At 67.7% G+C, this 24,533-nt stretch carries 11 protein-coding genes; 4 read left to right on the forward strand and 7 right to left on the reverse strand.

The window, feature by feature from the left end:
- Positions 1 to 193: 193 nt before the first annotated feature.
- The 4 genes from FQ330_RS00510 to FQ330_RS00525 all read right to left on the reverse strand — a co-directional run bounded on the left by FQ330_RS00510 (position 194) and on the right by FQ330_RS00525 (position 4,787).
- The gene (locus FQ330_RS00510; RefSeq protein WP_146354323.1) at positions 194 to 1,816 is read right to left on the reverse strand and encodes an SIR2 family NAD-dependent protein deacylase; all 1,623 of its coding nucleotides are present in this window, start codon (positions 1,814 to 1,816) and stop codon (positions 194 to 196) included.
- 9 nt (positions 1,817 to 1,825) lie between these two features.
- Complete coding sequence (locus tag FQ330_RS00515) at positions 1,826 to 2,569, reverse strand: N-formylglutamate amidohydrolase (protein ID WP_192575790.1); 744 nt, start codon at positions 2,567 to 2,569, stop codon at positions 1,826 to 1,828.
- A gap of 77 nt (positions 2,570 to 2,646) precedes the next feature.
- A complete protein-coding gene (locus FQ330_RS00520; protein WP_146354325.1) occupies positions 2,647 to 3,366 on the reverse strand; it encodes a TY-Chap2 family putative peptide chaperone in 720 nt (239 codons plus the stop codon).
- Positions 3,363 to 4,787: an ADP-ribosylglycohydrolase family protein gene (locus tag FQ330_RS00525; RefSeq protein ID WP_146354327.1), complete on the reverse strand. Its 1,425-nt coding sequence runs from the start codon at positions 4,785 to 4,787 to the stop codon at positions 3,363 to 3,365. Before FQ330_RS00525 ends, FQ330_RS00520 begins: the two co-directional genes overlap by 4 nt.
- A 91-nt stretch (positions 4,788 to 4,878) precedes the next feature.
- On the opposite strand from FQ330_RS00525, the gene FQ330_RS00530 reads away from it, so the two are divergent.
- Positions 4,879 to 5,511 (forward strand): NUDIX hydrolase, encoded by a 633-nt coding sequence (locus FQ330_RS00530; protein ID WP_146354329.1) that lies wholly within the window; start codon positions 4,879 to 4,881, stop codon positions 5,509 to 5,511.
- Between the two features lie 124 nt (positions 5,512 to 5,635).
- Here the strand turns inward: FQ330_RS00530 and FQ330_RS00535 are convergent, their stop codons facing one another.
- Positions 5,636 to 7,978 carry a DUF262 domain-containing protein gene (locus tag FQ330_RS00535; RefSeq protein WP_146354331.1) on the reverse strand — a complete coding sequence of 781 codons (2,343 nt, stop codon included), beginning with the start codon at positions 7,976 to 7,978 and terminating at the stop codon, positions 5,636 to 5,638.
- 260 nt (positions 7,979 to 8,238) lie between these two features.
- On the opposite strand from FQ330_RS00535, the gene FQ330_RS00540 reads away from it, so the two are divergent.
- The 3 genes from FQ330_RS00540 to FQ330_RS00550 all read left to right on the forward strand — a co-directional run bounded on the left by FQ330_RS00540 (position 8,239) and on the right by FQ330_RS00550 (position 18,738).
- Entirely contained in the window at positions 8,239 to 8,886 is a 648-nt protein-coding gene (locus tag FQ330_RS00540) for a vWA domain-containing protein (protein WP_146354333.1), read from the forward strand.
- A 36-nt stretch (positions 8,887 to 8,922) separates the two neighbouring features.
- Positions 8,923 to 12,351, forward strand: a complete 3,429-nt coding sequence (locus tag FQ330_RS00545) for a TM0106 family RecB-like putative nuclease (RefSeq protein ID WP_146354335.1) — start codon at positions 8,923 to 8,925, stop codon at positions 12,349 to 12,351.
- A 108-nt stretch (positions 12,352 to 12,459) separates the two neighbouring features.
- Entirely contained in the window at positions 12,460 to 18,738 is a 6,279-nt protein-coding gene (locus FQ330_RS00550; RefSeq protein ID WP_146354337.1) for a DUF4011 domain-containing protein, read from the forward strand.
- A 748-nt stretch (positions 18,739 to 19,486) separates the two neighbouring features.
- On the opposite strand, the gene FQ330_RS00555 is transcribed toward FQ330_RS00550, so the two are convergent.
- Together FQ330_RS00555 and FQ330_RS00560 are read right to left on the reverse strand one after the other, a co-directional pair.
- Positions 19,487 to 22,567 (reverse strand): type III restriction-modification system endonuclease, encoded by a 3,081-nt coding sequence (locus FQ330_RS00555; protein WP_146354339.1) that lies wholly within the window; start codon positions 22,565 to 22,567, stop codon positions 19,487 to 19,489.
- 2 nt (positions 22,568 to 22,569) lie between these two features.
- On the reverse strand, positions 22,570 to 24,519 hold the full coding sequence (locus FQ330_RS00560; protein ID WP_225792614.1) for a site-specific DNA-methyltransferase: 1,950 nt from the start codon (positions 24,517 to 24,519) through the stop codon (positions 22,570 to 22,572).
- Positions 24,520 to 24,533 lie beyond the last annotated feature (14 nt).

The following is a 24,533-nucleotide window of genomic DNA, read 5'->3' on the forward strand; positions in this document are numbered from 1 at the left end:
AGCCATCGTGCGTTGTGTCTTCCTGTGAGTAGCTTTAGTCGGTTCTCACTGACCATCGCACGATGGCTCACCACGTTCACGACGTGACACTCGAGCTGAGAACTACACCACCCCAGGGGACGTGACCCAACGGCGGCCTCCGCGCACCTGAAGCTCGTTGCTCTAAAGTTGCCGGGCTTTGGACGACGGCTGCCTAGAGGGGATGAGCGCGCTCGTCCCCAGCAACATCACCGCGGAGGGGTGATCGCGCCGCCCTCGGCATCGCTCCCAAGTCGTCGAGCAACGCGACCACCTGCTCGCGCCCTCCGGTACCGACCGGGATGAGGTCGAGCGTGCGGCTGAGTGCTTGCATCGCCTCGCGCAGACGCAGCTCGTCGGGATTGAGCGACGCCGCGAAGTCGTCGTCGAGGAGGTAGGAATGCGCGTCGGTCGCCAGAGCCACGAGCACATCGAGGAAGACCTCCACGGGTCGGCCGTCGGGTTCGGACCCCGCGCCGAGAGGCAGCATCCGCACCTGCCCCCGCCATAGCGCCGCCGCGATCCGGTCATCGTGCAGCGTCAGCGCCGTGGCACGCTCTTCCAACGACACGTGCGGGGGCAGCGCTCGACGCACGTCGTGCACGATCCTGTGGAAGTGCTCGTCGGCTAGCCCGAAGCCCACGAACAGCAGATGGTGCGTCAGGAGGTTCGCCTTCACGATCGCCGACAGCGCCTCGCGCTGCGTCGCGTAGCCGAGGTAGTCGTCGCGCGTCAGCACGATCGACTGAGGGTCGTCGACGGAGCCGTGCAGCTTCAGCAGCCACGGGCCGCTATCCGGCCCCGAGCCCGAGTGCGGGATGCTGACTCGAGGCACCCCCGCATCGGCCGACGCCGTTTCGAACAGTCGGTCGTAGTTCAGCGTGATCGCCTGCGGCGTTCGCAAGCTGGCCAGCAGTGCTGGCGCGAGGCCGTAGCGACGCACATCGACGAGCTCGACGACGGCTGCAGCGAAGGCCCTCGCGCCCTCCTCCTCGGCGCCGCCCGCCCGCACCCGCTCCTCGATCGCTCGTTGCCGCAGGAATGCAGCGCGGTCGAGCTCACCCCAGCGCCCGAGCGCCTGCTGCTCCTCCTCAGTGAGCCCTGCACGCTGCGCCAGCCGCTCGAGCAGCTGCGACCAGCTCGGAGCGCCTGCGCTCATGCTGGTGCCGGCGCCGAGGAAGGGCACCAGCCTCCCGGCTCGCGCCCGGGTCGCCAGACGCGCAGCCTCGGCGCGCTGTGCGGCGGCGAGTGCGCCGTTCCACCCCTCGCGTCGCTTCCGCAGTTCCTGCATCCGCGCGAAGCTGCGCTCATCGCGCAGCACGATCGCGATGTCGATGTCGTGCTCGATCGCGGCTCGCGCGCAGACTTCGAGCAGCCGCTCGGCGAGCTGCCCGCGCAGGCTCGCCCCGCCGCCCTCTCCTGTCCCGAAGCTCGGCAAGGCAAGCAGTCGCTTCGAGCGGCCGTGCCGTGGGGCGTCGGTGATGTCGACGGCGACCCGCACGAACTCGCGCACCGAGACCTCGATGTGCTCGATGCCAGATGCGTCGAGCACGCCCTCGAGCGGGACGGTCGCGAGCACCACAGCGGGGCAGTCAGCCTCGCCCGCGAGCGGGGACGCCTGCGCCTGCCGGTACATCAGGTCTGATGCGTCGGTGCGCGCCAGCCGCTCGCGCAGTCCCGGGATCGCGCTGTACCACCCGTCGGAGATCGCGAGCCGCTCGTCCGTCGGCAGCAACCACGCGTCCACCTCCATGTGTGTGACGTCGCCCATGGTGATGAAGACGTGGCCGCGGCTCATGGCCGCAATCTATCCGGACGCCGCGACTGCTTCCGCGAGCTGCGCGATCGCGTCGCCCAGCGCATCCACAGCCGCTCGATCAAGGCGGCCGTTCCCCTCGTCCATGTAGTGGTCGCGGCGCAGCTCGAGCATCACCGACTGCACCCGGGAATCGAGCCCGAAGTGCTTGAGCGGCACGTACGAGCCGGCGAACGGCTCGTTGTCGACCTGCTCGAGATCCCGGAACGCGTCACGCACGTGGCCGAGCAGCGAGTGCGTCATGTGCCGCTCGTCGTGGCCGACGCACAGCGGCGGCCGCTGGTCGCCGGCGTGCAGCTCGTAGGGCAGCGGGCGGCTCGCGTAGGAGTGCACGTCGACGATCACCGCGCGTCCATGCTGCTCGAGAGCGCGGTCGACGAGCTGCCCGATCCCGAAGGAGTAGCACTCGAAGTGCCCCATCAGCTCGGCACGCGCCTCGTCGGGCACCTCGCGGATGCGCTCGCGCCACGCGCCGTGCGTGTAGAGCACGCCCATGCCGACCGCGTTCATCTCCTCCTCGTCGCCGGGGAAGCGCTCGACGTCGACCACGAGGCGCGAGACCCCGGCGATGACGGCGGATGCGTCGCACGACTCGAGCGCGCGCCGCACCATGCGGTCGACGCCGTGGTCGGTGAGCGCGAGCAGCTCGCGCTCGAGCGCTGCGTCGTCGATCACGAAGTGGCCGCGGAACGCGGGCGGGATGCGCATCGAGCCGTGGGGTGCGTGCAGGATCACGGGAGAGCGATCCGTCGCGTCGACGATCGTCGGAGCGAGCTCGCGAGCGCCGCCGACACCGATCGTGCCGCCGGCGCTCATCCGCGCGTCGCGCCCGCGAGCTCGAGCACTCGCACCGCCAGCCGGTCGATGTCGCGGCCCACCTCGTCGTACATGGGCAGCAGCGGCCGCGCGCCCAGCTGGCGCGCATGCATGAAGCCGTCGGTGTCGAGCACGAAGGTCGCCTCGACGTCGCGCGTCATCGCCCAGAGCCAAGGCCTCACCTGCACCGACCTCGGGTCGCCGAATCGCTTCGTCGCGTCGGCACGGTGGTCGTGCACATCGCGATGCACGGTCTCGAAGCCGAGCAGGAGCGGATCGTCCTCCGGCTCGACAAGACCGTGAACCATCGCCTGCACATCGAGCGGCACGGGCACCCAGGGGCGCGACGCGTCGAGGTGCATGGCGAGCAGCCGCGCGACGAGCCGGTAGACGATCGAGCGCGCACTCGTCGCCGGCGCCCGGCGCGGGACGCCGAGACCGCTGCTCGCCTCGATGCGCTTGAGCATGTCGTGCGCGCCAGGGCACTGCAGCACCGTCTCCCACGACCAGTGCGACTCGCTCTCGCCGCGGTACGCGCGCACGCCCGCCTGCAGGTCGAAGAACACTCGCGCCTGCGCGTCGTCACCTGCCTCGACGGCGACGAGCACCGGCCCCGTCGTGTGCATGAAGCGCTCCACCCACACGTTCGGGTGGCGCCGGCCGAGCTCGCTCGCGAGCCACCACGACTGCTGCAGCTTGAACCGGTCGGCGCTCATCGTGCCCCCTCAAGTGCGAGGCGACGCACCGCATCCACCAGGAACCGCTGAGGCCCGAATCGCTCCATCGATCGCGAGAGCGCCGAGAGCGCCTCGTCGACGCCGACGTGGAGGTGCCGCACCGCGTAGAGCGCTGCCACCGCCGCCGTGCGCGAGCGCGACTCGTAGCAGTGCAGGAGCACCTCGCGGCTCTCCGCTCGCAAGGTGGCGACGGCGTCCGCGGCGTCGGTCAGCACTGCGTCGAGGTGCGGGTTCATGCCGTCGGCATCGATGAGCCGGATCTCTGCGTGGTTCGGGCGATCGACCGCCGCCTGCGTATTGCCGACGCGGCAGAGCGAGACGACTCCGTCGACGGTGGAGGGCATCGAGTCGAGCGACGCGAGGTCGCCGAGCCACACCCCATCGTCGAGCGGGTGGCGCACCAGCGTTGGACGCAGATCCGACGGGAAGGTCGCGGCGGTCGGCCAGCCCTTGCTGTCGGCTCGGCCGTTGAGCGCGAGCATCGTCCATTCGACGAGCGTGCGCCGATCGCCGACCATCCCGTCGTCGGCCCATCCGTGCAGGTGCCGCTGCAACGACCACGGCAGCGCAGAGGCTCCGTAGACGGCGCCGGCGAGCGACCCGGCGATGGCGGCGACCGTGTCGGTGTCGTTGCCGCACCGCACCGCGAGCTCGAGGGTCGCGGCGAGGGTGTCGGCGTGCGTGATCGCCGACCACGCTGCCTGGAACGCGCCGACCACCCAGCCGTTGTTCGCGCTCAGCTCCCACGGCATCCGCCCCTCGGCCTCGGCTGCGAGACCGCGCCACCGCTGCTGCCGCTCGGCGGGGATGCCGCCGATGCCGGCGTCGAGGTCGAGCTCGCCCGTCTCGATCGCGTGCAGGATCGCGAGGGTCCAGATGACGGATGCGTCACCTGCGTCGACGTCGAAGTGCGTGAGGTCGCTGATGGCTCGGGCCGCGCGCGCCGCGCCGGCCGCGTCTCCGAGGTAGCCGAGCGCGACCGGGCCAGTGCGCATGAGCGAGCCGTTGCCGCCGGAGCGCCCGCGAGTGTGGTGCACGGCTTCGGCAGTTGCCCGGGCGGACTCGGCGGTGCGCACCGGCAGCGCGTCAAGCACCGCACCGATCTGGATGCCCACGTCCTTTGCCCCGTTCCTCCAGCCAGCCCAGTCGCGGACGACCAGGTCGAGCGTCGCCTCGTCGTCGAGCGACCGTCCCTCGGCGAGCGCCCGCAGGATGGGCATCGCCATCGCGGTGTCGTCGGTCCACTCGCCGAGCTCCCACCCCCCACCGGCGCGCACGGTGATCGGCATCGGCGGCAGCACTGCGGCATTGAACTCGTAGGGGGCTCCGAGCGCGTCGCCGGCGGCGGCGCCGAGGACAGCGCCGACTGCGCGATCCGTCTGGAAGGGGGTGGAAGCCATGGCGGCTCCTTTCGATCGATGCGAGCGGTTTGCTCACTCTTGATCTAATCCGAGGCCACTGACATTAGCGCGGATCTGCTTGAATGCGAGCATGGCCGCGACTGATCGGAAACCCAAGACCCTCGCCCACTACCCGCGGCCGTCGGTGGCTGTCGACACCGCCGTGCTGACGGTGGCCGACGGGCAGCTCTGCGTCGGCGTGCTGCGCGACCCACGCTCCGCGCGCCTCAGGTTGCCGGGCACGTTCCTGCACGAGGGAGAGACGTTGGCGGATGCGGTGCGTCGCTCACTGCGCGAGAAGGCCGGCATCGAGGGCGTCGAGCCAGCGCAGCTGCATGTCTTCGATGCGCCGGGGCGCGACTCGCGCGGCTGGGTGCTGTCTGTCGCGCACGTCGCGGTCGTGCCCGCTACAGGGCTCAGGGAACTCCAGCCCCGAGCCGTGACCGAGGCTATGGGTCTCGACTTCGACCACGACGAGATCGTGCGGCTCGCGGTATCCCTGCTGCGGGCCGATTATGCCGAGCACCCCGATCCAGCCCGACTGCTCCCCGAGCCGTTCACAGTCACAGCGTTGCGCGAGGTGCACGACGCAGTCGCCGGGGAGCGTCTGCTGCCCGACTCATTCCGGAGGCGGATGCTGCCGATGCTGCGTCGCACGGGTGAGCTGCAGCGGGGTGGAGTAGGAAAGCCGGCGGCGCTGTACCGACGGACCACGACAAGCTAGCGTCGCCGGCCGGGCAGAGAAGACCGGGTCGCAATCGCGCGGTGAACGAGCTCCTCTCGTGCCAACAGCGGTCCGCCCGCCGGCCCGATGCGACGTTTCGGTCGAAAGCAGCGTGAACTTCCAGCTATTGCCTGGGATGCAATGCCTCTACTCGCTCCACCTCGGACATGAACTGCTCAACGATCTCGTGGTCGGTGTCTGCCCAGCGTGCGAGCGGCAAGTGGTCGAACTCCGGGTACACAGCGCCAGGTCGGTCGCGCCGAGGGTAGGCCTTGATCTGGACGGAGACTCCGCCTGCGGATTCCCACTGCAGCATCAGTTCGATGCAATTGCCGCCTGCCAGTGCGAAGCACGCGAATGCCCTTTCGAGCCGACCGCCGCCACGTGAATTCCAGAGCCAGGAGTCCTCGAGCTGCCGCTCGGCCCCGAGCCGTGGAGCGATGAGGTTGAACAGTCGCTGCGCGCGATGCCTGAGTCTGTGCCGTGCCTCGTCCCGGTCAACCGAATGCAGATCGAGATCCCCAACTTCGAGGCCGAGCGCTCCTCGATAGTCATAGAGCAGAGGGCTCGGGTCGCGTTTCGCTCCGAGCGGATCTGCCGCGAAGAGATCGATGGCCGGAAACCGGCGGCGGGCCTCATCGAGGAGGCGGAGAGCGCGGCCGTGCACGGTCGAGCGGAAGAGTTCCATGGCGTTGTTGATGCTCTCGGGCTCATCATTCAGTCCCTCATTGACGGCCACGAAGTTCGCGATCTCCCCGGGCGTGATCGACCACCGTTGCTCTTCCCAGATCTGCCGACCGTTCCCCTCGTCCAGCCACTCCCGGAGCCGAGCGAACTTCTCGTCGCCGACCATGTCCTTGAGGCTTCGGTTCGCCGAGCTCGTGAGTGCCCAGAAGTTCCCTGTCGAGTGCACCAGGTGCCTGTGCTCGTGGTGAAGTGCGCGCCCGTACTTACCTGGCTTCCACATCCGATGGGCTTGGCCCTGCGGGAAGATGTGGTCCCAGTCGAAGGTGTCCGCTGGGGCTGAGGTATATGGGATGCGCTGCGCGAGCGCTGTGAGGGTACGCCCGTGTCTGCTCGCCAGTGTCAGCCGCTCGTCTTCCGACCCGAGGCCGATGACGGCCCGGCCCCTGCCGCCCCGCAGTTCGGTCTTCGCGCGAGTCGCCGCGACGATCTGCTCCAATGGGAAGTCATCGCCCAAGCTTCCTGCATGCAGGACCTCGCCGAATGACAGACGCCGGAAGGTGTCCCCCATGACCTGGCGATACTGGAACAGGGTCGCCCCCAGCAGGTAGGCGTCGATAGCCTCGATATTGCGCTCGAACCGCGCCTCATCCGCGTCAGGCGATGCGGCGACCCACGCCAAGACGTCCTCCCACAGCTCGGGCCCGACTTCGTGCAGCACGTAGCCGAGCTCCGACTTCTCTGTGAACCAAGGTACGAACGCTGCCAGCTTGGCGCGGACATCGTCGTCCGGAGCCGCCAGCTCGGTGAGCGCTTCGCGCAAGAGCGCACCCTTCGGCCCAGCAAGCCTCTCGACCGTCATCGGCAGCACGTCGCTCTGGCCGAGGCCCCGCGCTGCCAGCCGCGAGAGGAAACGCAGAGTACTAACGCGATCGCGCAGCACCGGAACGCTGGAGAGGAAGTCGTCGATACGCCGCTCGGCATCCGGCCAGAACGTCTTGACGCCGGCGAAGTAGACGTCCGCGCCGGCCACATCGACACCACCGAGGTTGATCCGCGTGAACACCTCAAGCACGTCGAGCGGCGTGTCGACGCGCGCGCGGAGGACCGGGATGCGCTTCTTCCAGGCACGCAGCAGGCGGCGCAGGTTATCAGCGGCGGTCTCCGCTTCTTGAGGGGACAGCTGACCCTCGAAGAGGGGGTCCAGATCGCGAAGGAGCGAGGCGACCGAAGTTGCATCGAGCTCAGACAGGTCTACGCCGCCTCGAGCGGTCATCCATCCGAACCAATTCGACAGATCGATGCAGCTGGCTCGTTGCGCCAATTCCTCATCGGCGCTACTCAAGTGATGGATGTGTGGAATCGCTCGTTCCTTCGCTCGGCGAATCTGCGCGGGCTGGGGCGCCGGTCGCACCATGAGCATGTCGAGGAGGAAGCGGCCGTAATGTCCGCGATCTGTGAAGACCGAGAAGAGGGCGTTGATGCGTTGCTGGCCGTCCAGCACTTGCCAGGAACCGGCGACAGCGTCCTCTTCGAACCTCGCACCACCGGCCTCCACAACTACCTGCCGGGTCGGTTCGGCGACGCTGCTCAACAAGATCGCGCCGATCGGGTAATCGGCCAGCAGCGAATCCAGAAGGTGACGCATACGCAACTCGTCCCAGACCTCGGCGCGTTGCACCAGCGCAAGGTTCCACCTGTCGGTGGGGCTCGACCGTTGCTCCACGAGCTCGGCGACAGAAATCGCGACCTCGCCGTCATCTTCCGGGTGGAATGCGCACATGTTGCGATCCTTCCGGTGCTACCAGCCGACGACAAGCATTCGGTCCGATTTCGTCCGGCGCGGCGCAGACGGCCCGGAGCGAGTGCCCTCCCTCAGCTCATCGGACGATAAGCGCTTTCACAATGGCTCTTAGTCGAGGCATTGTCAGTGGGTGGGCACAGACTGAGTTCACCGCTAGGGCCGCACGGCCTTGGACGTCAAACTCTCACGGCGCCCCGCGTCCAGAGCCCCCGTCCGATCCCTCAACGAAGGAGCTGGCCATGGCCGATCCCAACTACACCGCGCTGCTGATCGTGCTGGACCGATCCGGTTCGATGTCCAGCATCCGCGACGACATGGTCGGCGGACTCGAGCGCATGCTCCATGAGCAGGCAGCACAGCCCGGGATTCTCACGGTCGACGTCGTCACGTTCGACGACCAGATCGAGCACACGCACGTCTCGGCCGCGCCCGAGGATGTGCGCATCGAGCTGCAGCCACGCGGCGGGACGGCGCTGTACGACGCCGTCGGCATCGCCGTGAACGGATTCCACGAGCGCCTCTCCGCGCTGCCCGAGCACGCGCGCCCCGCCACCGTGCAGGTGATCGTCGTTACCGACGGCCACGAGAACAGCAGCGGGGAGTACACCGCGGCGACCGTCCGGGCGCTGATCGAGCAGCGACGGAAGCAGTCGGGCTGGGACTTCGTGTTCCTCGGGGCCGACCAGGATGCGGTGCTCACCGCCCGTGGCCTCGGCATCGCGGCGGACCGCTCGATGACCTACGCGCGCGGCGCCCACAACGTCGACGCCATGGCATCGTCGGTCAGCCGGCACCTGACGCAGACGCGGCGACAGGAGCAGGCGCACGGCTTCACGGAGGCCGAGCGGGCGGCAGCAGTCGAGGACGACCTCGACGACGAGTCCTGACGCGCGCACGCGCATCCCGGACAGGTCGGAGCGATCGTGATCCTCGAAGACGAGACCCTGCTGCTCACCGCGAGCGACCTGACCCGAGCGAGCGGATGCGAGTGGCAGATCCTGACCGCGCTCGACGCCAAGTTCGGCCGGCGCGAGCCGGTGCCCGAGGAGCAGGATGCGATGCTCGAGCGCACGGCCGTGTTGGGCGACCTGCACGAGGCGAAAATCCTGGAGGCCCTGCGAGCCAACGGCGAGGTGGTCGAGATCGAGAAGGGGCTCGATCGAGCAGGCCGTGAGGCGGCGGTCGCAACGACTCGCGCTGCGCTCGCTCGGCGCGCGCCCGTGATCTTGCAGGCCGCGTTCGAGGGCGAGCGCTTCTTCGGCTACGCGGACTTCGTCGAGCTCGTCGACGGGGAGTACGTGGTCTCGGATGCGAAGCTCGCCCGGCGGGCGAAGGTCACGGCATTGCTACAGCTCGCCGCCTACGCACGGGCTCTCCGTGCGATGGGCGCGCCGGTGGCGGATGAGGTGCGTCTGTTGCTCGGCGACGGGACCATCAACGTCCACCGGCTCCGCGACATCGAGCCGGTGCTGCTCGAGCGGCGCTCCAGGCTCGAGCAGATCGTCGACGAGCGCCTGTCCGCTGAGGCGGCTCTGCAATGGGGCGTCGATGGCGTCCTTGCGTGCGGCAAGTGCGCCGCCTGCGAGGAGCAGTTCGCGTCGCACGACGACCTCTTCCAGCTCGCCGGCATCCGACGCGACCAGCGACAGCGTCTTCGCGCCGCCGGAATCGGCACGGTCGCGGCACTCGCGACCGCAGCCGAAGGGCCGTCGGGCATGGCTGCAGCGACGTTCGCCTCGCTGCAGCGCCAGGCTCGCGCGCAGCTGCGATCGCTCGATGAGGGCGCACTCGCGTTCGAGGTCGTCGACCCCACCCCGATCCGCGAGCTGCCGCGGTCCTCCCCCGGAGATCTCTTCTTCGACTTCGAGGGCGATCCACTGTGGCAGGAGGGCCCGTTCTGGGGCCTTGACTACCTGTTCGGCGTGCGCGACGCATCGGGCGCGTTCCGCGGCTTCTGGGCGCACTCGCTCACCGAGGAGAAGCAAGCGCTCGTCGACTTCCTCGACTTCGTCCGCGAGCGCCGAGCGCAGCACCCCGATCTGCACATCTACCACTACGCCTCGTACGAGCGCACGCACCTGCTGAGCATCGCCGCCCGGCACGGCGTCGGTGAGGAGGAGGTCGACGACCTGCTGCGTGCGGGGGTGCTCGTGGACCTCTACCCGGTCGTGAAGCGCTCGCTCGTAATCGGCAGCGCGAGCTACTCGCTGAAGAAGCTCGAGCCGCTCTACATGCCCGCCGAGCGCGCCGGCGAGGTGACGAATGCTGGGGATTCGATCGTGTGGTTCCAGCAGGCCACGGAGCTGCGCGAGCACGGCGAGCACGAGGACGCTGACCGCCTCTTCGCGCAGATCGAGGACTACAACGCCTACGACGTTGAATCGACGCATGGGCTGCGCGACTGGCTACGGGGCCTGGTACCGAGGACGAGGGCGGAGCGGCTAGCGGCTGCACCCAAGGAGCTCCCGCCTGAGCGCGCCGAAATCGTCGCTGCCCGCGAGCGGCTGGTGGAGCGGCTGCTCGCGCGGGCCGGCGACGGCCCAGCCCACCGGGACGCCGAGCAGACCGCGCTCTGGCTCGCCGCGGCAGTAGTCGGCTTCCACGTGCGGGAGCGCAAGACCTTCTGGTGGGAGCACTTCTCGCGACTCGACGGGCTCATCGATGAGTGGCGCGACCAGCGTGACGTGGTGACGGTTGACGAGGTGCTCGAGGTCGGCGGCTGGGAGCGGGAGCCCCGCAAGCAGAGCCCATCGCGCCGGATTCGCTTCCGGGGCACCGTGGCGCCCGGCTCGCGGCTCGGCGACGAAGCCACGGGCATGCACGCCGTCTACACCCGTCCGAGCCCGGTCGACCCAGATGCCACGACAGAGATGCGTGCCCACAGCAGGACGACGCTGACGGCGATCGATGGAGATGAGTTCGAGCTCGTGGAACAAGCAGGCAAGGGCAACTCGCCCTGGGACGCGTATCCGATCGCGCTCACGCCGGCGCAGCCGCCGAACGCCGGCCCGCTCACCGATTCGATCGAAGCGTGGGCAGAACGCGTGGCCGCGGCGATCGACACCGATAGGCCGCTGCCGGAGTGCCTTCCTGACGGCGCCGCGCTCGACGTCCTCCGCCGACGCGCCCCGAACGCGCTGGCGACCCAGCTCGAGGGTGACCAGGCGACGATCACTGCGATCGCCGAGTCCCTCTGCGGGCTGGACGCGCGGTTCGTCGCGGTTCAGGGACCTCCTGGCACGGGGAAGACCTACACCGGTGCACGGGTGATCGCGCGCCTCGTCGAACGCGGCTGGCGGATCGGCGTGGTCGCACAGTCGCACGCGACGGTCGAGCACATGCTCGAGGGCGTCATCGAAGCCGGTGTGTCCGCCGACCGCGTGCTGAAGAAGCGGAAGGATGGCGATACGGCCACGCACTCCTGGACGCCGTCCTCCGATCCCGAGGACGAGCTCGGCGCCGCGGGCGGCGTCGTCGGCGGCACCGCCTGGACGTTCGCGGGCCTCGCGAACAAGCGCCGGGCGCCGCTCGACCTGCTGGTGATCGACGAAGCGGGACAGTTCTCGCTCGCCAACACGATCGCAGCGGGACGTGCAGCGAAGCGCCTGCTGCTCATCGGCGACCCGCAGCAACTGCCGCAGGTGAGCCAGGGCACGCACCCGGCGCCTGTCGATGACTCGGCGCTCGGATGGTTGTGCGACGGCGCCGCGGTCGTGCCGCCGGAGTTCGGCTACTTCCTCGGCACCTCGTGGCGAATGCATCCGGCTCTGTGCGAGGCGGTGTCCGACCTCGCGTACGACGGCAGGCTCGGCGCGCACGAATCGCAGCGCGACATGCCCGGCGTCGATCCGGGGCTCGTGCCGGTGCCGGTCGAGCACAGCGGCTGCACGACCGCCTCGCCGGAGGAGACGGAGCAGGTCGTGCGCATCGTGCGCGAGCTCGTCGGTCGTGCGTGGATCGACAAGCACGGGCGACGGACGCTCACCGCGGCCGACGTCATCGTGGTCGCGCCGTACAACGCGCAGGTCGGGTTGCTCCAGGATCGCCTTCGATCAGCGGGGCTCGGCGCGGCGGCGGTGGGAACGGTCGATAGGTTCCAGGGCCGGGAGGCCGCGGTCGTCATCGTCTCGCTCTCGGCGTCGAGCGCCGCCGAGGTGCCGCGCGGCATCGAGTTCCTGCTGTCGATCAATCGGCTGAACGTCGCGATCTCACGCGGACAGTGGCTCGCGTACCTCGTGCACTCGCCCGGGCTGCGAGCGCACCTGCCGCCGACCCCCGGAGGCGTCGCGCAGCTTAGCGCGTTCCTGCGGCTGCTAGGTCGGGCCGTACCCGCTCGCCCATTCCGCGTCTGACGTACTCGAATTTCTCTCGACAGACAATACGATCGGAAACACGTGCACCAAAGCGGTGTGGCAGTCGCTCGGGGGATTTCCATGACACGGCTTCATCGATCGCAGCTCATGCTTGAGGAGCTCCTGCGCGCAGTAGACGAACTCGTCATCGAACGAATCTCCAGCGCGATGCCGGAAGGCGGCGACGCCATCGCTCCAGAGCATTGGCCGATTCTGCTCCATCCCGACATGGCAGTGCTCGAAGCTGAGCGATTCCGTAGGTCGTCGAGCCTTCTAAGCGCCGCAGCCCGAATCTGCGGTGTCGACGCTCGACAGATCGTGCCCCCGCTCGACCGCCTGCTCAGCGCGCTGCCGCTGTCGACGGAGAGCGCGAGACGTGCTGAACTCGACATCCAACTGCTTGCAGACTCCTTCGAGATCGTCCTTGACATCGGCTCTGAGGTGCCCGAGGGAGAGGCACAACCGCAGAGCGCGACGGTCGAAGTGCGTGTCGATGGCGAGCTGACGTTCGCTCGGGCCATCAGCGGCTGGCCCCTGATCGACATGGTCCGAGTCGACGCGGGCGGACTCGATCTTCGGGAGAGCGCGCTCTCGATCGAGATCATCGCCGCGGGAGGCAGCGTTTCACAGCCATGGCGCCGCGCGATCAGCCTCGCACCGGGCGAGTCGGAGCAGCTCCTCGAGGTCGACGTGCTGCTCGACCCGGCGCTCGCGCTCCAGGTGACGACCGCGCAACGGGCGACCGTGCGAGCCAGCGTCGTCGACGCTTCGGGCACTGATCTCGTGGTCGGTACTGCGAACACCGTCCTGCACGGACCTCACCAGTGGGCACGCCAGCGCCCGACCGCGATCTCGAGCGCCATGCTCGCCGCTCATGTGCAGCCACACGCGAAGGGCGTGCAAGAGCTGCTGCCTGCGGTCGACGCACGGCTCAAGGAGCGCACTGGAAATGGAGGATTCGACCTCTATCAGAATGATGATCCCGCTCGAGTCGACGCGACGGCGTATGCGGCGTTCGAGGTCATCGCGGGTCTGGGTCTGACGTACGCGGATCCGCCCGCCGCGTGGGGCGAGTTCCAGCTCATCCGCACGCCGGACGAGGCGGTGTCGTCTCGTTTCGGGACATGCATGGATACCACGGTGCTCGTCGCGTCTCTCCTCGAGGCCATCGGCATCAACTCCATGATGATCTTGATGCCCGGCCACATCAACCTCGCCTACTGGCGCAAGGATCCTACTGACGTCGACGCACCGTTCGCACGACAGACAGTGACGAGCGGCCCGGACGCGGCCGCGACGGTCGAGAGCAGGCTCCGAAGGGTTGAGACGACGGCACTCACCGGGGAAGGCACGGCAGAGCAGAAGGTGCGTCGCGCGCTCACGGCGCCGCCGGCGGCGGAATCGTTCGAGGCGCTCGAGGTGAGCGACGTCATCGACGTGCGAGCCGCGCGGCACGCCGGCGTCCGGCCCCTGCCTGCGCGCGTCGTCGCCCCCGACGGATCTGTGCAGATCATCGAGTTCGCCGGCGATCTGTTCAGTGCTACAAATCCCGCGCCAGTCGAGTTCGTGGGCGCCCATCAGCGGCCGCGATCCGCCAAGCCGCCTCGCATCGAGTCATGGAAGAGCGCTCTGCTCGACTTGAGCCTGCGCAACAAGCTCCTCAACTACCCGGTCAGGCAACGCGTCCGACTCATGGTGTCCCCTGGTCACCTGCACGATCTCGAGGACGCGCTGAACGCGGACGCGATCGTGACGATCGCTGCGAGCCTTCCTCTCGATCCCGCGACCTACGCTCGATACGAGCGCCGGCGCGAATTAGGCGACCGCGAGGCAGCGGAAGCCTTCATCCACGAGCAACGGGGCGCCGTGTTCGAGGCCCGCCGCACGTGCGAGCTCGAGTTCGGCGATCGCGTCCGACGCGAGACCGCCTCAGGCATTCGCATCGTCGAGCGGTTCGCTCGCCCTGAGCCGGAGCGCTTCGCGAAGACGCTCCGCAAGATGATGAACGACGCGGCGCAGATCGAGCGTGAGACCGGCACGCACAACCTTTACCTCGCCTTCGGCCTCCTGCATTGGGAGAACAAGAAGGGTCAGAAGCTCCAGGCACCGCTGATCCTGGTGCCCGTCCGCATCCGGCCGTCCAACAAGGCTGGCTCCGCGTTCAAGGTCCAGATAGATCAGTCCGGCGCCTCCACCCCGAACTTCGCGCTGCACGAGAAGCTCAAGGTCGAGCTCGGGATCACGGTGCCGGCTCTGGTCGACCCGCCGACCGACAAGTCCGGCATCGACCTCGCCGCGACATTCGCCGCTGTCCGCGAGACTCTCGCCAGAGCCGACAAGCACTTCGAGATCGAGGAGGTCGCCTCGCTCGGCCTCTTCCAGTTCGGCACCTTCCGCCTCTGGAAGGACCTCGACGAAAACTGGGAGCACTTCCAGAGATCGCCGCTCGTCAAGCACATGATCGAGAACCCTTCGAAGCCGTTCGAGGATCCGGTGCCGCCGCCTCCCGAGGTCGACCTCGACGACCTCGCGGCGCAGAGCCCGCTTCCCCCGGATGCTTCGCAGCTCGAGGCCGTCGCAGCGGCAGTACACGGCTCGACCTTCGTGCTCGAGGGGCCTCCGGGCACCGGCAAGTCCCAGACCATCACCAACCTCATGGCCCATGCGATGACCTCCGGCAAGCGCGTCCTCTTCGTGGCGGAGAAGGCCGAGGCCCTCGAGGTCGTCGCGAAGCGAATGCGCGATTCGGGCCTGAGCGATCTGATGCTCAATCTCCATCACGATGCCGCGACGCCGGCATCGGTGCGCGCGCAGCTGCTCGCGGCGCTCGACACGAGCCCAGGGTTCGATGCCGCGGGAATGGACGCCCAACGGTCGACGATCGACAGCAGTCAGAGCCGCCTGCAGCGATACGCCAAGCAAGTGCACGAGCCGAACAACGCCGGTCTCTCGCTGCACACCGCTCGGGACGGCGCGCTGGCCGGCGCGTTGGCTGGCCACCACGCCCTCCAGCTGCCCCCGTCGGTCGTCGAGCGCACCGGCGAGGATCTCGCCGCAGTGAGGGCGTCGCTGCGGGCGGCGGTCGCGCCGCTGCTCGACGCGGCCCCGCGTCCGGGACACCCGTGGTCGTTCATCGACCGCGGGCCGTCGCGCCCTGCTGAGATCCGCGACGCAGCAGTCGCGCTGGACCGAGCTGTGCTGGACGCGCAGCGGGAGGCGCCGGCTCTGCTGGCAGCGACCGCGGCGGAGGCGATGCAGGTTGTCGTCGACGCCGCCCGCGGCCCCGTCTTCGACCCCAACCTCGTGGCGCGGTGGGCGGAAGGCGCACCGGACGACTACCTCGCCGCAGTGCGAACGACCCTCGACGCGATCAACGCGGATACCGGCGTCTGGCGGCAGACGCACCGGGGCGCCCTCGCCGCAGTCGACGAGCGATGGTTCGAAGAGGCGGAAGCCGCCGATCGCGGCAACCCCTTCACTCGCGGTCGTCGACGTCGTGAGGTGCTCTCACGCGTGGCCGACCAGCAGCTTCAGGGCGACGCCCTGGCGCCCGGCCATCTGAAGGCGACAGCGGAGTCGCTGCGCGGCAGCGTCCATCGCCTCCGCGCCTTCCGGGAAGCACTGCGAGGCCTTCCACTGCCGGGCTTGCAGAACGCGAACCCGTTCGAGGACGCGGACCGGTTGCTGGTCGAGTCGGCGGTCAGCTGGCTGCGATTCCAGCTCGAGCTCGTGCGCCGCGCGCGGCAGGGGGATGCGATGGCGCACGCCGCGTTGGAGGCCGGGGCCACCTCTCGACTGCCGGTGTGGGGCGCGCTCGCGTCGAGGCTGCAGGAGACGTGGCGAGCGCTTGAGAGCGTGCTCGGCGAGAAGCCGCAGCTCGGCTCCGCGCCTCTTCAGGGATGGAGGGACCTTCGGCTCGCTTCGGGGGCGCCCATCGTCAGCGGCGACGACTCCTGGACCGAGCTCGTCCGCGCGCTGGAACCGCTCCGCCTGCTCGGCTTCGACGACCTCCGTGCCAGGCTCATGCACGGAGAGGCGCGGGACCCGGAAGAGCTCGAGTCGTCCTGGCAGCAGGCGCTCCATGAGCTGTCGGTGGCGGAACGGCAGCGGGCGACGCGCCTCGACGACTTCGACCGTGCCGCGCACGAGCGAGCGATCACCCGCTTCGTCGAGAGCACGATGCAGCTTCGGCGCATGCTGCCGGAGCGCATACCCACCGCCGTCGTCGAGCACCGGACCTTCGACTCGTCGACGCGCTCCGGGCGCATCGGGGAGCTGAGGCGAGTCCTTGCGCAGCAGCGCCGGGGTGCGACCGTGCGAGAGATCATGCTGCAGTTCAGCGACCTCATCACCCAGCTCACCCCGTGCGTGCTCGCAAGCCCTGACGGAGCCGCGAGATTCCTGCCACCGGAGCGAGACCTGTTCGACATCGTCGTGTTCGACGAGGCGTCGCAGATCAAGGTGTCGCACGCAATCGGCGCACTCGGTCGCGCGAAGTCGGCGGTCATCGCGGGCGACACCATGCAGATGCCGCCCAGCTCCGGGTTCGGCGGCGCGGCGGTGATTGACGATGCCGCGGCCGCGGAGGACGAGATCCCGCTCCTCGACGAGGCGTCGATCCTCGCCGAGGCCGTGAAGTCTCAAGTGGAGCAGCGATGGCTCGCCCGCCACTACCGCAGCCAGGACGAGTCTCTGATCGCTTTCTCGATCGAGAAGTACTACCCGTCGAAGCTGACCTCGTTCCCCGCGCCGCAGGCGGAGTCGCCGCTCGGGCTCAGCTTCCGACGCGTCGACGGCGAGTTCGTACGGACGAGGGGACGGCAGGGCTACCGGACGAATCCGGCGGAGGCAGCAGCGATCGTCGAGGAGGTCGAGCAGCGTCACCGTGCGGCTGCCGACGAGCGAGCGATCCCGGACATCGGTGTCATCACGCTCAACATGGAGCAGCGCAAGCACATCGAGGCGCTCCTGCAGGAGTCGCAGGTGCCGACCGTCGCCGCGATGATGCAGGACCCGGACGACATGCGCCTCTGGGTGCGCAATCTCGAGAGTGTGCAGGGCATGGAGAGCGACATTGTGCTCTTCTCGATCGCCTTCTCGAAGTCCAACGGCGCGGTGCCGTTGAACTTCGGCCCCACCAACCAAGACGGCGGTCACAAGCGACTGAACGTCGCGGTGACCCGGGCGAAGCAGCAGACCATCGTGTTCTGCTCCTTCGAGCCGGAGGAGCTGCAGGCTGAACGATCGAGCAGCAAGGGGCTGCAGCATCTGAAGGAGTACCTGCTGCGAGCGAAGCACGGCGTGACCGAGGACGACGAGCGCATCCTCCGACGGAGGGTACAGGATCGTCATCGCGACGAGATCGCCGTCGCGCTCGCCGGCCGAGGACTCATCGTGCACACCGATCGGGGCCTCTCGGACTTCCGAATCGAGATCACGCTCGCGCATCGCGACGCCCCAGAGCGCGAGCTCGTCGCCGTGCTGCTCGATGGGCCCGCCTGGCTCGCCCGCCGCACCGTAGGCGATCGAGACGGCCTGCCGATCAGCGTGCTGCGCTCCGCACGCGGGTGGCCCTCGGTGGAGCGCGTCTGGCTGCCGGAGTGGCTGACTGCCCGCGAATCGGTCCTCGATCGGCTGGAGCGCGCACTGGATGCCGCGCACCGAGGCGAGACGATCGGGGCCACCCCGGATGATGAGCCGGCTCCGCCGAGCGCGACGCAGGCACGCACCCATGAGGCTGTCTTCGAGCGGCCAGAGGGCGGGACGGTGCGATCGGCATCGTCTGCGCGCACGACGGCGACCTCCAGGTCGGCCGACCTGCTCGCGCGTCATACGGTCGTCTACCGCAGCGTCGGCATCGAGCGACACAGCTGGCCAGAGGACTTCGATCGGATGAGCGACCACGCGCTCGGCGGATTCGTCGCGGCGAACACTCCCACGCTCCTCGACACCGAGGGGCCGATGCTCCGCGCTCGGCTCGCCCGCGTCTTCGCGGAGAGCTTCGGCTTCGACCGGCTCACTGCTCGCATCGAGCGGAGGATCGTGGGGCTCGTGCCGAAGGAGTACATCAGGACGGCGTCGCCCGACTTCTTCTGGCCGCTCGGGGTCGACCCGGAGCGATACCTCACGGTGCGCCGCAACACGGAGACAGCGTCTCGCCCACTCGAGCACATCCCGCTCGAGGAGATCGCTAACGCGATGGCGCTCGCGGCCGCAGCGGGCGGCGGAGGGACCCCGGAGGCACTCGCGCGCGATGCACTCGAGATGTTCGATCTGAAGCGTATGACGCAGAAGGTGCAGGCACGGCTCGAGGGCGCCTACGCAGTGGGAATCGAGAGCGGCAGACTCAAGGAGCGGGACGGCAACGTCCACGCTGGCAAGCACTGACGGGGGATCGGTCGCGATTCGGCTGGGCCCGCGGTGGCAGTATTCAGCCGCCCCTGCCCCCAGACACGATCTGACGAACGATCAATGGGGGCCGCTTGTCCTTCTTCTTCTGCTTCGCAGATTCAGCACGCTTGATTCGCTCGACTGCCTGTCGTTCCAGCTGCACTTGCTCCGCCCGTCGGCGAGCCTGTCGGGCCTTGCGAGAGTGCTGCTCGTCACGCTCAATCTGAGCTGCCGGGCTAGGTCGCTCAGGGGCGGCCGGCCTCGAGCGCTCCGAGTTCGCCCGTGGTGGGTGGACAGACCCCGCAGGCGATGCGGTCGATCCCCGCGGTGGCTGGTTCCCGAGCACCACGAGAGACATCACTCTGCCGTTCATGCGACCGCTCCCGGGGCACTTCGCACCCCGCGCGCCATGCCTCGGGACTGCGACGTAACTGCGGTCGCGAATCGTCGTCGCGCCGCACACCCCGCAAACGACACGGCCGTCGCCTTGTGCGGGGCGCACCGCGGCGCCACTTGCGGGGCACATCCGTCCTCCGTCCTGGTGCGTCACGATCCTGTGTGAGCGGTCGACGCGGACGACAGCGTCACATCGTGGACAGCTGAACCGACCTGGGAAGAGGTCGCCATTCGTCGACTTCGACACGGAGTGCTCCTATTGCGGCTTGTTCGACGCTCTCCATTGTGGCGACCGCCGCTGAAACTGCAGGCGACACCACACGCCACGGCGGCTCACATCATCTCCGGATCACCGCGTCGGCGACACCAACTGCATGAGGTCGCCGTAATCGGTCGCGACTCCATATCGGATCGAGCCGTCCGACATCTCCGCCAGCTTCTCGAAGAACTTCCTCGCGCTCTCGATCTTCGCGTCCTCGGCTCCCTTGAGTTGCAGGCTCGACAACGAACCTTTGGTCTCTGCAACGAAGTAGATGTGCTTCACGCTGCCGTCGTGGAACGCAATGGCCCAGTCCGGGTTGTAATTGCCGACCGGCGTCGGGATGACGAACCCTCGCGGCAGCTTCGCATAGACGGCGACCTCAGCGCTGGTGTCGAGATCCTCGACGAAGGCGCGCTCGACCTTCGAATCCGTCACCACATAGTCGTAGACGTGCTTCGTGAGCTTGGACCCTGCATGCGCGAAGTCCTGCTTCGCCTGACCGTCGGTGAAGATGCTGGAGTCATACCTGGCCTCGAGTGGGTGGTACGTCAGGTGCTGCACGATCACCCCAGCCTTCTGCTCGTTGATCAGTCGCGACGCCTCCGTCAGGAACTGCTCCGGGTTCGATTTGAAGTGAGCGAAGGTAGACGGACGGATGCCGCGGAGGATCGCCGACACGGTGCGTCTCGTCAGCTCGACGCGCTCAGCCATCTCGCCTAGGAGGTCGTACTGCACCTCCGACCCGGAGACCCCGACCGCAAGATGCGTCTCGACCTTCTCAGCCGCGAAGGCGCTTCCGGCCTTCAGATCGTCAGCGTCGATCTCCTCGAGCTGTGCACCCGAGCGAACGACGTACTGCATCGGCGATACCTTCAGGTGCTTGTCCAGGGCGTCGATGCAGTGCTCGACCAGCTCCGCGGAGTCGAACTCGACCTGGTAGGCCGCCTTCTGATTGATGCGCGACCAGAGCTGCTGGAACTCGCGCCTCTCGAAGTTCGCCACGTTCAGCGGGATTCGCTTCGCGGCCCGACCGTCGGACAGCGGGATCTCGACATGGAGCGCGTCCACGAGCGGCCAGATGGCGTCCATGTGCGGAACCAGCGGCCCGGTGACGGGCACGTTGAGCAGGCCTGCCGCGCGGTCCTCGTGATACTGCTCGGTGAGGAGCCCGTCGAAGTCGACGTACCCGCTCCCGATCAAGTGGTGCATGATCGCCGCCGCGAGCTTGCCCTCGACCTGCGATTCGCCGTCTGGCGTGGTGAACGTCTTGCCGAGGAAGTACTTCTCGGTCGCCTTCCTCGGGCGACTGCTGAGCGACTCAGCGATCTCGCGCTGCAGGCCCGCGACGAAGTCGGTGTATGACTCGTCGGTGACGACGGTGAGCTCGTTGATATCGTGCACCATGCCGGGAGCGTCCATCCGCTCGCCGAGCTGATTGACCGCGAGTCGCAGGCCGCGGCCGATCTCCTGCCTCCGCGAGACCACGTTCTCACTCTTCTTGAGCATCCCCATGACGAAGACGTTGGGATTGTCCCAACCCTCTCGAAGCGCCGAGTGCGAGAACAGGAAGCGCACTGGCTCTTCCAGCGAGAGGAGTCGCTCCTTGTCCTTCAGGATGAGGTCGTAGGCGTCGACGTCGCCCGACTGCCCTCGCTCGTCGCCGGTCTTCTTGATCGCGGCCGAATTGTCGATCTGCCGCTTCGTCTTCTTGTCGATCGAGAAGTAGCCGGCGTGCACCGCCGAAGGCTCGTCGCGCTCCAGATATCGCAGGAACGCCCCATCGGCATGGTCGACCGCGAGCTGGTCCAGGATTTCCGCCCGAACGCCGCGATACTCGGACTCGAACCAGCGCGCATACTCGCCGAGCGTGTCCTCCTGCTCGTAGTCGCGATACTTCGCCACCTCGTCGATGAAGAAGAGCGAGAGCACCTTGACGCCCTGCGTGAAGAGCTGCCGCTCCTTCTCGAGGTGCGCACGGATGACCTCGCGGATCTGGATCTGCCTCTTGGCATCTTCCGTCACGTCGTTGGCCGCTACCGCACCGGCGGCGAGCTCCGTGCCGTCGCTGAGGACCACGAGATCGCGCACGGGATCGACGTCCGCGACCAGCAGTGCAGCTCCGTTCGGCTTGTATGCCTCGAGGCCGTTCGAGATGTCGTGGAGGTTCGATCCTTGATCGACGAGCCGTGTCACACGCTTGACGGCACCGCTCTTCAGCTGCACCTGCAGCTCGACTCGCGCGCGCGGCTTCGCCCCCTTCGAGACGATGATGCTGTCGACGTACAGGTAGGCGGAGCCGCCTGCGAGCCCTCGCACCGTGATGCCGCGCACCGCGATTTTCTTGACGAGCTTGTCGTTGTATGCGTCGAGCGCATCCAGCCGATGGACCTTGACGTGCTCCTTCTTGTGCGTCGCGGAGTAGCGCAGCACCATCAGCGCGTTGAACTTCGCCAACGACTCAAGCGACTTCGGGGCGCCGATCTTCTGCGGCTCATCGATGATCACGATCGGCCGGTTCGCGGCGATGACATCGATCGGCTTGCGAGAGCGGAACTCGTCCAGCTCGGTGGCGATGCGACGCGCGTCCTTGCCCTGCGCGTTGAACGCCTGGATGTTGATGATCATCACCTGGATGCCAGGGTCCGAGCTGAACTGCTCGATGTCGTGCAGCTGGGAAGAGTTGTAGATGAAGGCGCGCGGCTTCGTCCCGTACTGCTGCTGGAAGTGGTCAGCCGTGATCTCGAAGGTCTTCATGACACCCTCGCGGATCGCGACCGACGGCACGACCACAATGTACTTCGACCACCCGTAGCGCTTGTTCAGCTCCATGAGGGTCTTGATGTAGACGTATGTTTTGCCGGTACCGGTCTCCATCTCGATGTCGAGATTGGGGCGGTTGGGGGCAGCGACGCTCGAGACCATCGACGCCGAGATCGGCAGGTTCGCAGAGCGCTGGATCGCCTGCACGTTCGCGAGCAGCTGCGAGGAAGGGACCACGATGTCAGCGTTGCGCGCTCCGTACTCGGCATAGAGCGACGACTGCCCCCGCGCCACGCCTGGGTCAATGCGGTACCGCGCGCCCGCGTCCCGCGGCTGCCCCTCGAACACATCGACCACGGCACGCACCGCCGCTGTCTGATGCGGCTGGACCTTGAACTGCAACTTCATCGTCAGAGCACCCGGAGATCGGTAGAGGGCGAGAGCTCGGCGAAGATCTGGCCGACGTTGATGCGCGGCGAGTCGGTGCTGAAGGCGGAGTCGAGGAACACCGCACGGAGCGGCTCCTGCCTGGCGATCGCCCGTGCCGTGGCGACATCGACGTTGCGCTCGAAGCATGCGATCAGTGCGCCATCGTCCACGGAATAGGCGATGCGACCTTCGATGTTCAGTTCCTCGACCCCCAGCGAGAGGTCGAGACCCCAGTCCAGGAGCACCTGAAACAGCAGGTCGTGTCCGCTGCGGTCGTCCTTGACGTTTTCCTCGAGCGCGCCCAGATCCAGCTGCTCCAAGCTGGCTGCGTCTCGTAGGACATCCCGCATGTTTGTCGTGTCGACCCGGAGCGCCCGATACCCCGCATCGAGCGAGGCAGCCTTCGCCGTGCTCGTCGCGATCACATTCGCCGCCCTCTTGATGCGCTCACGGGCCACAGCCGCGATGGTCGAGTACCCCTGCTTCGATGCCTCCGAATCGGGCGCTGGCGTCTCATCGAGCTGCACCATGATGAACCGACGCGCATGACCGTCCTGCGCGTTCTGCGCCAGCACCGCATGCGCCGTAGAGCCAGAGCCCGCGAACAAGTCCAGGACGATGTCGTCTCCGTCGGTGGTCATCGCGATCAGTGTCTGCAGGACCGTCTCATCCTTCGGGAAGTCGAACACCTGTCCGTTCATCAGCGTGCGCAAGCGCTTCGACGCGGCGCGACCGTCCTGGTAGAAGACGCTGTAGGAGACTTCACTCTCGGTGTCGTGCAGGTAGCGCTTGAACGTTGGCACGCTGAGCTCGTCCGCGCCGAATCCCACTCGGTCGTCGGCAACGTGTCGCTCCATCGCTGCGGACTGGAACAGCCAGCCGCGCGACGGAACCTTGACAGGCTTGCGCGTAACCGGGTGGAGTACGTCGTACCTCGGCCCGCCGCCGCCTGGCCAAGAGATGTTGTCTGCGAAGTACACCCCTCGCGCATCGATGTTCGAGTAATGCTTGTGACGCTTTGCCTCCGCCGAATCGGGAAGCGACGAGAACCACGCCTTCAGGGCCTTGCTCGCGGCGGCGAAGTCGTCCCGCGATGTTTTGCGGATCCGTGCCGCTTCCGCGTAGATCTCCGCCAGGCCCTTCTTCTTCACCTTCCACGTGACACCAGCCTCTTTCAGCGCCGCCTTGTTGCGCGCGAAGCACACGATGTACTCGTGCGACGCTGAGATGAACTTGGAGTCGTTCTTCCGCCCCGCGGCCCACACCATGGTGCCGATGAAGTTCGCCTCGCCGAAGATTTCCTTGCCGATGCGCAGCAGGTTGTCGAGCTCGGCGTCGTCGATCGACATGAAGATGGCACCGTCCTGCGTCAGGAGGTTGCGAGCCAGCTTCAGCCGCGGGTACATCATGCTCAGCCAGTCGGAGTGGAACCGTCCGTTCGTTTCGAGGTTCGCCCTGAACCGGTTTCCCTCCTCGTCGATCTGTCCCGAGCCTGCGAGGTACTCCGCAGTCGACTGCGCGAAGTCGTCTCGGTACACGAAGTCGTTGCCCGTGTTGTACGGCGGGTCGATGTAGATGAGCTTGACCTTGCCGAGGTACGACTCCTGCAGGAGCTTGAGCGCATCGAGGTTGTCGCCCTCGATGAAGAGGTTCCTGGTCGAGTCGAAGTCCACCGACTCGTCGGCTTCTGGCCGCAGCGTCTTCGCGATCGGCGTGTTGGCGGCGAACGCCGCCGCCCGCTTCCCAGGCCAATCGAGCTGATACCGCTCCTCCGGCCCGTCGACCACGACGTCCGATAGCTCCTGGCGCAGCAGGTCGAAGTCGATCGACATGGCGACGGTGCCGTCTTCCCGAATCGTCTCCGTCGCGACGCTCGGGAACAGTTCCAGCAGCTTCTCGACGTTCACCTGTGTCAGGTCGGGCGACGTCATCCGCATCTTTTCCA

The sequence above is a fragment of the Agrococcus sediminis genome (genome assembly GCF_007923295.1).
GTDB lineage: Bacteria > Actinomycetota > Actinomycetes > Actinomycetales > Microbacteriaceae > Agrococcus > Agrococcus sediminis.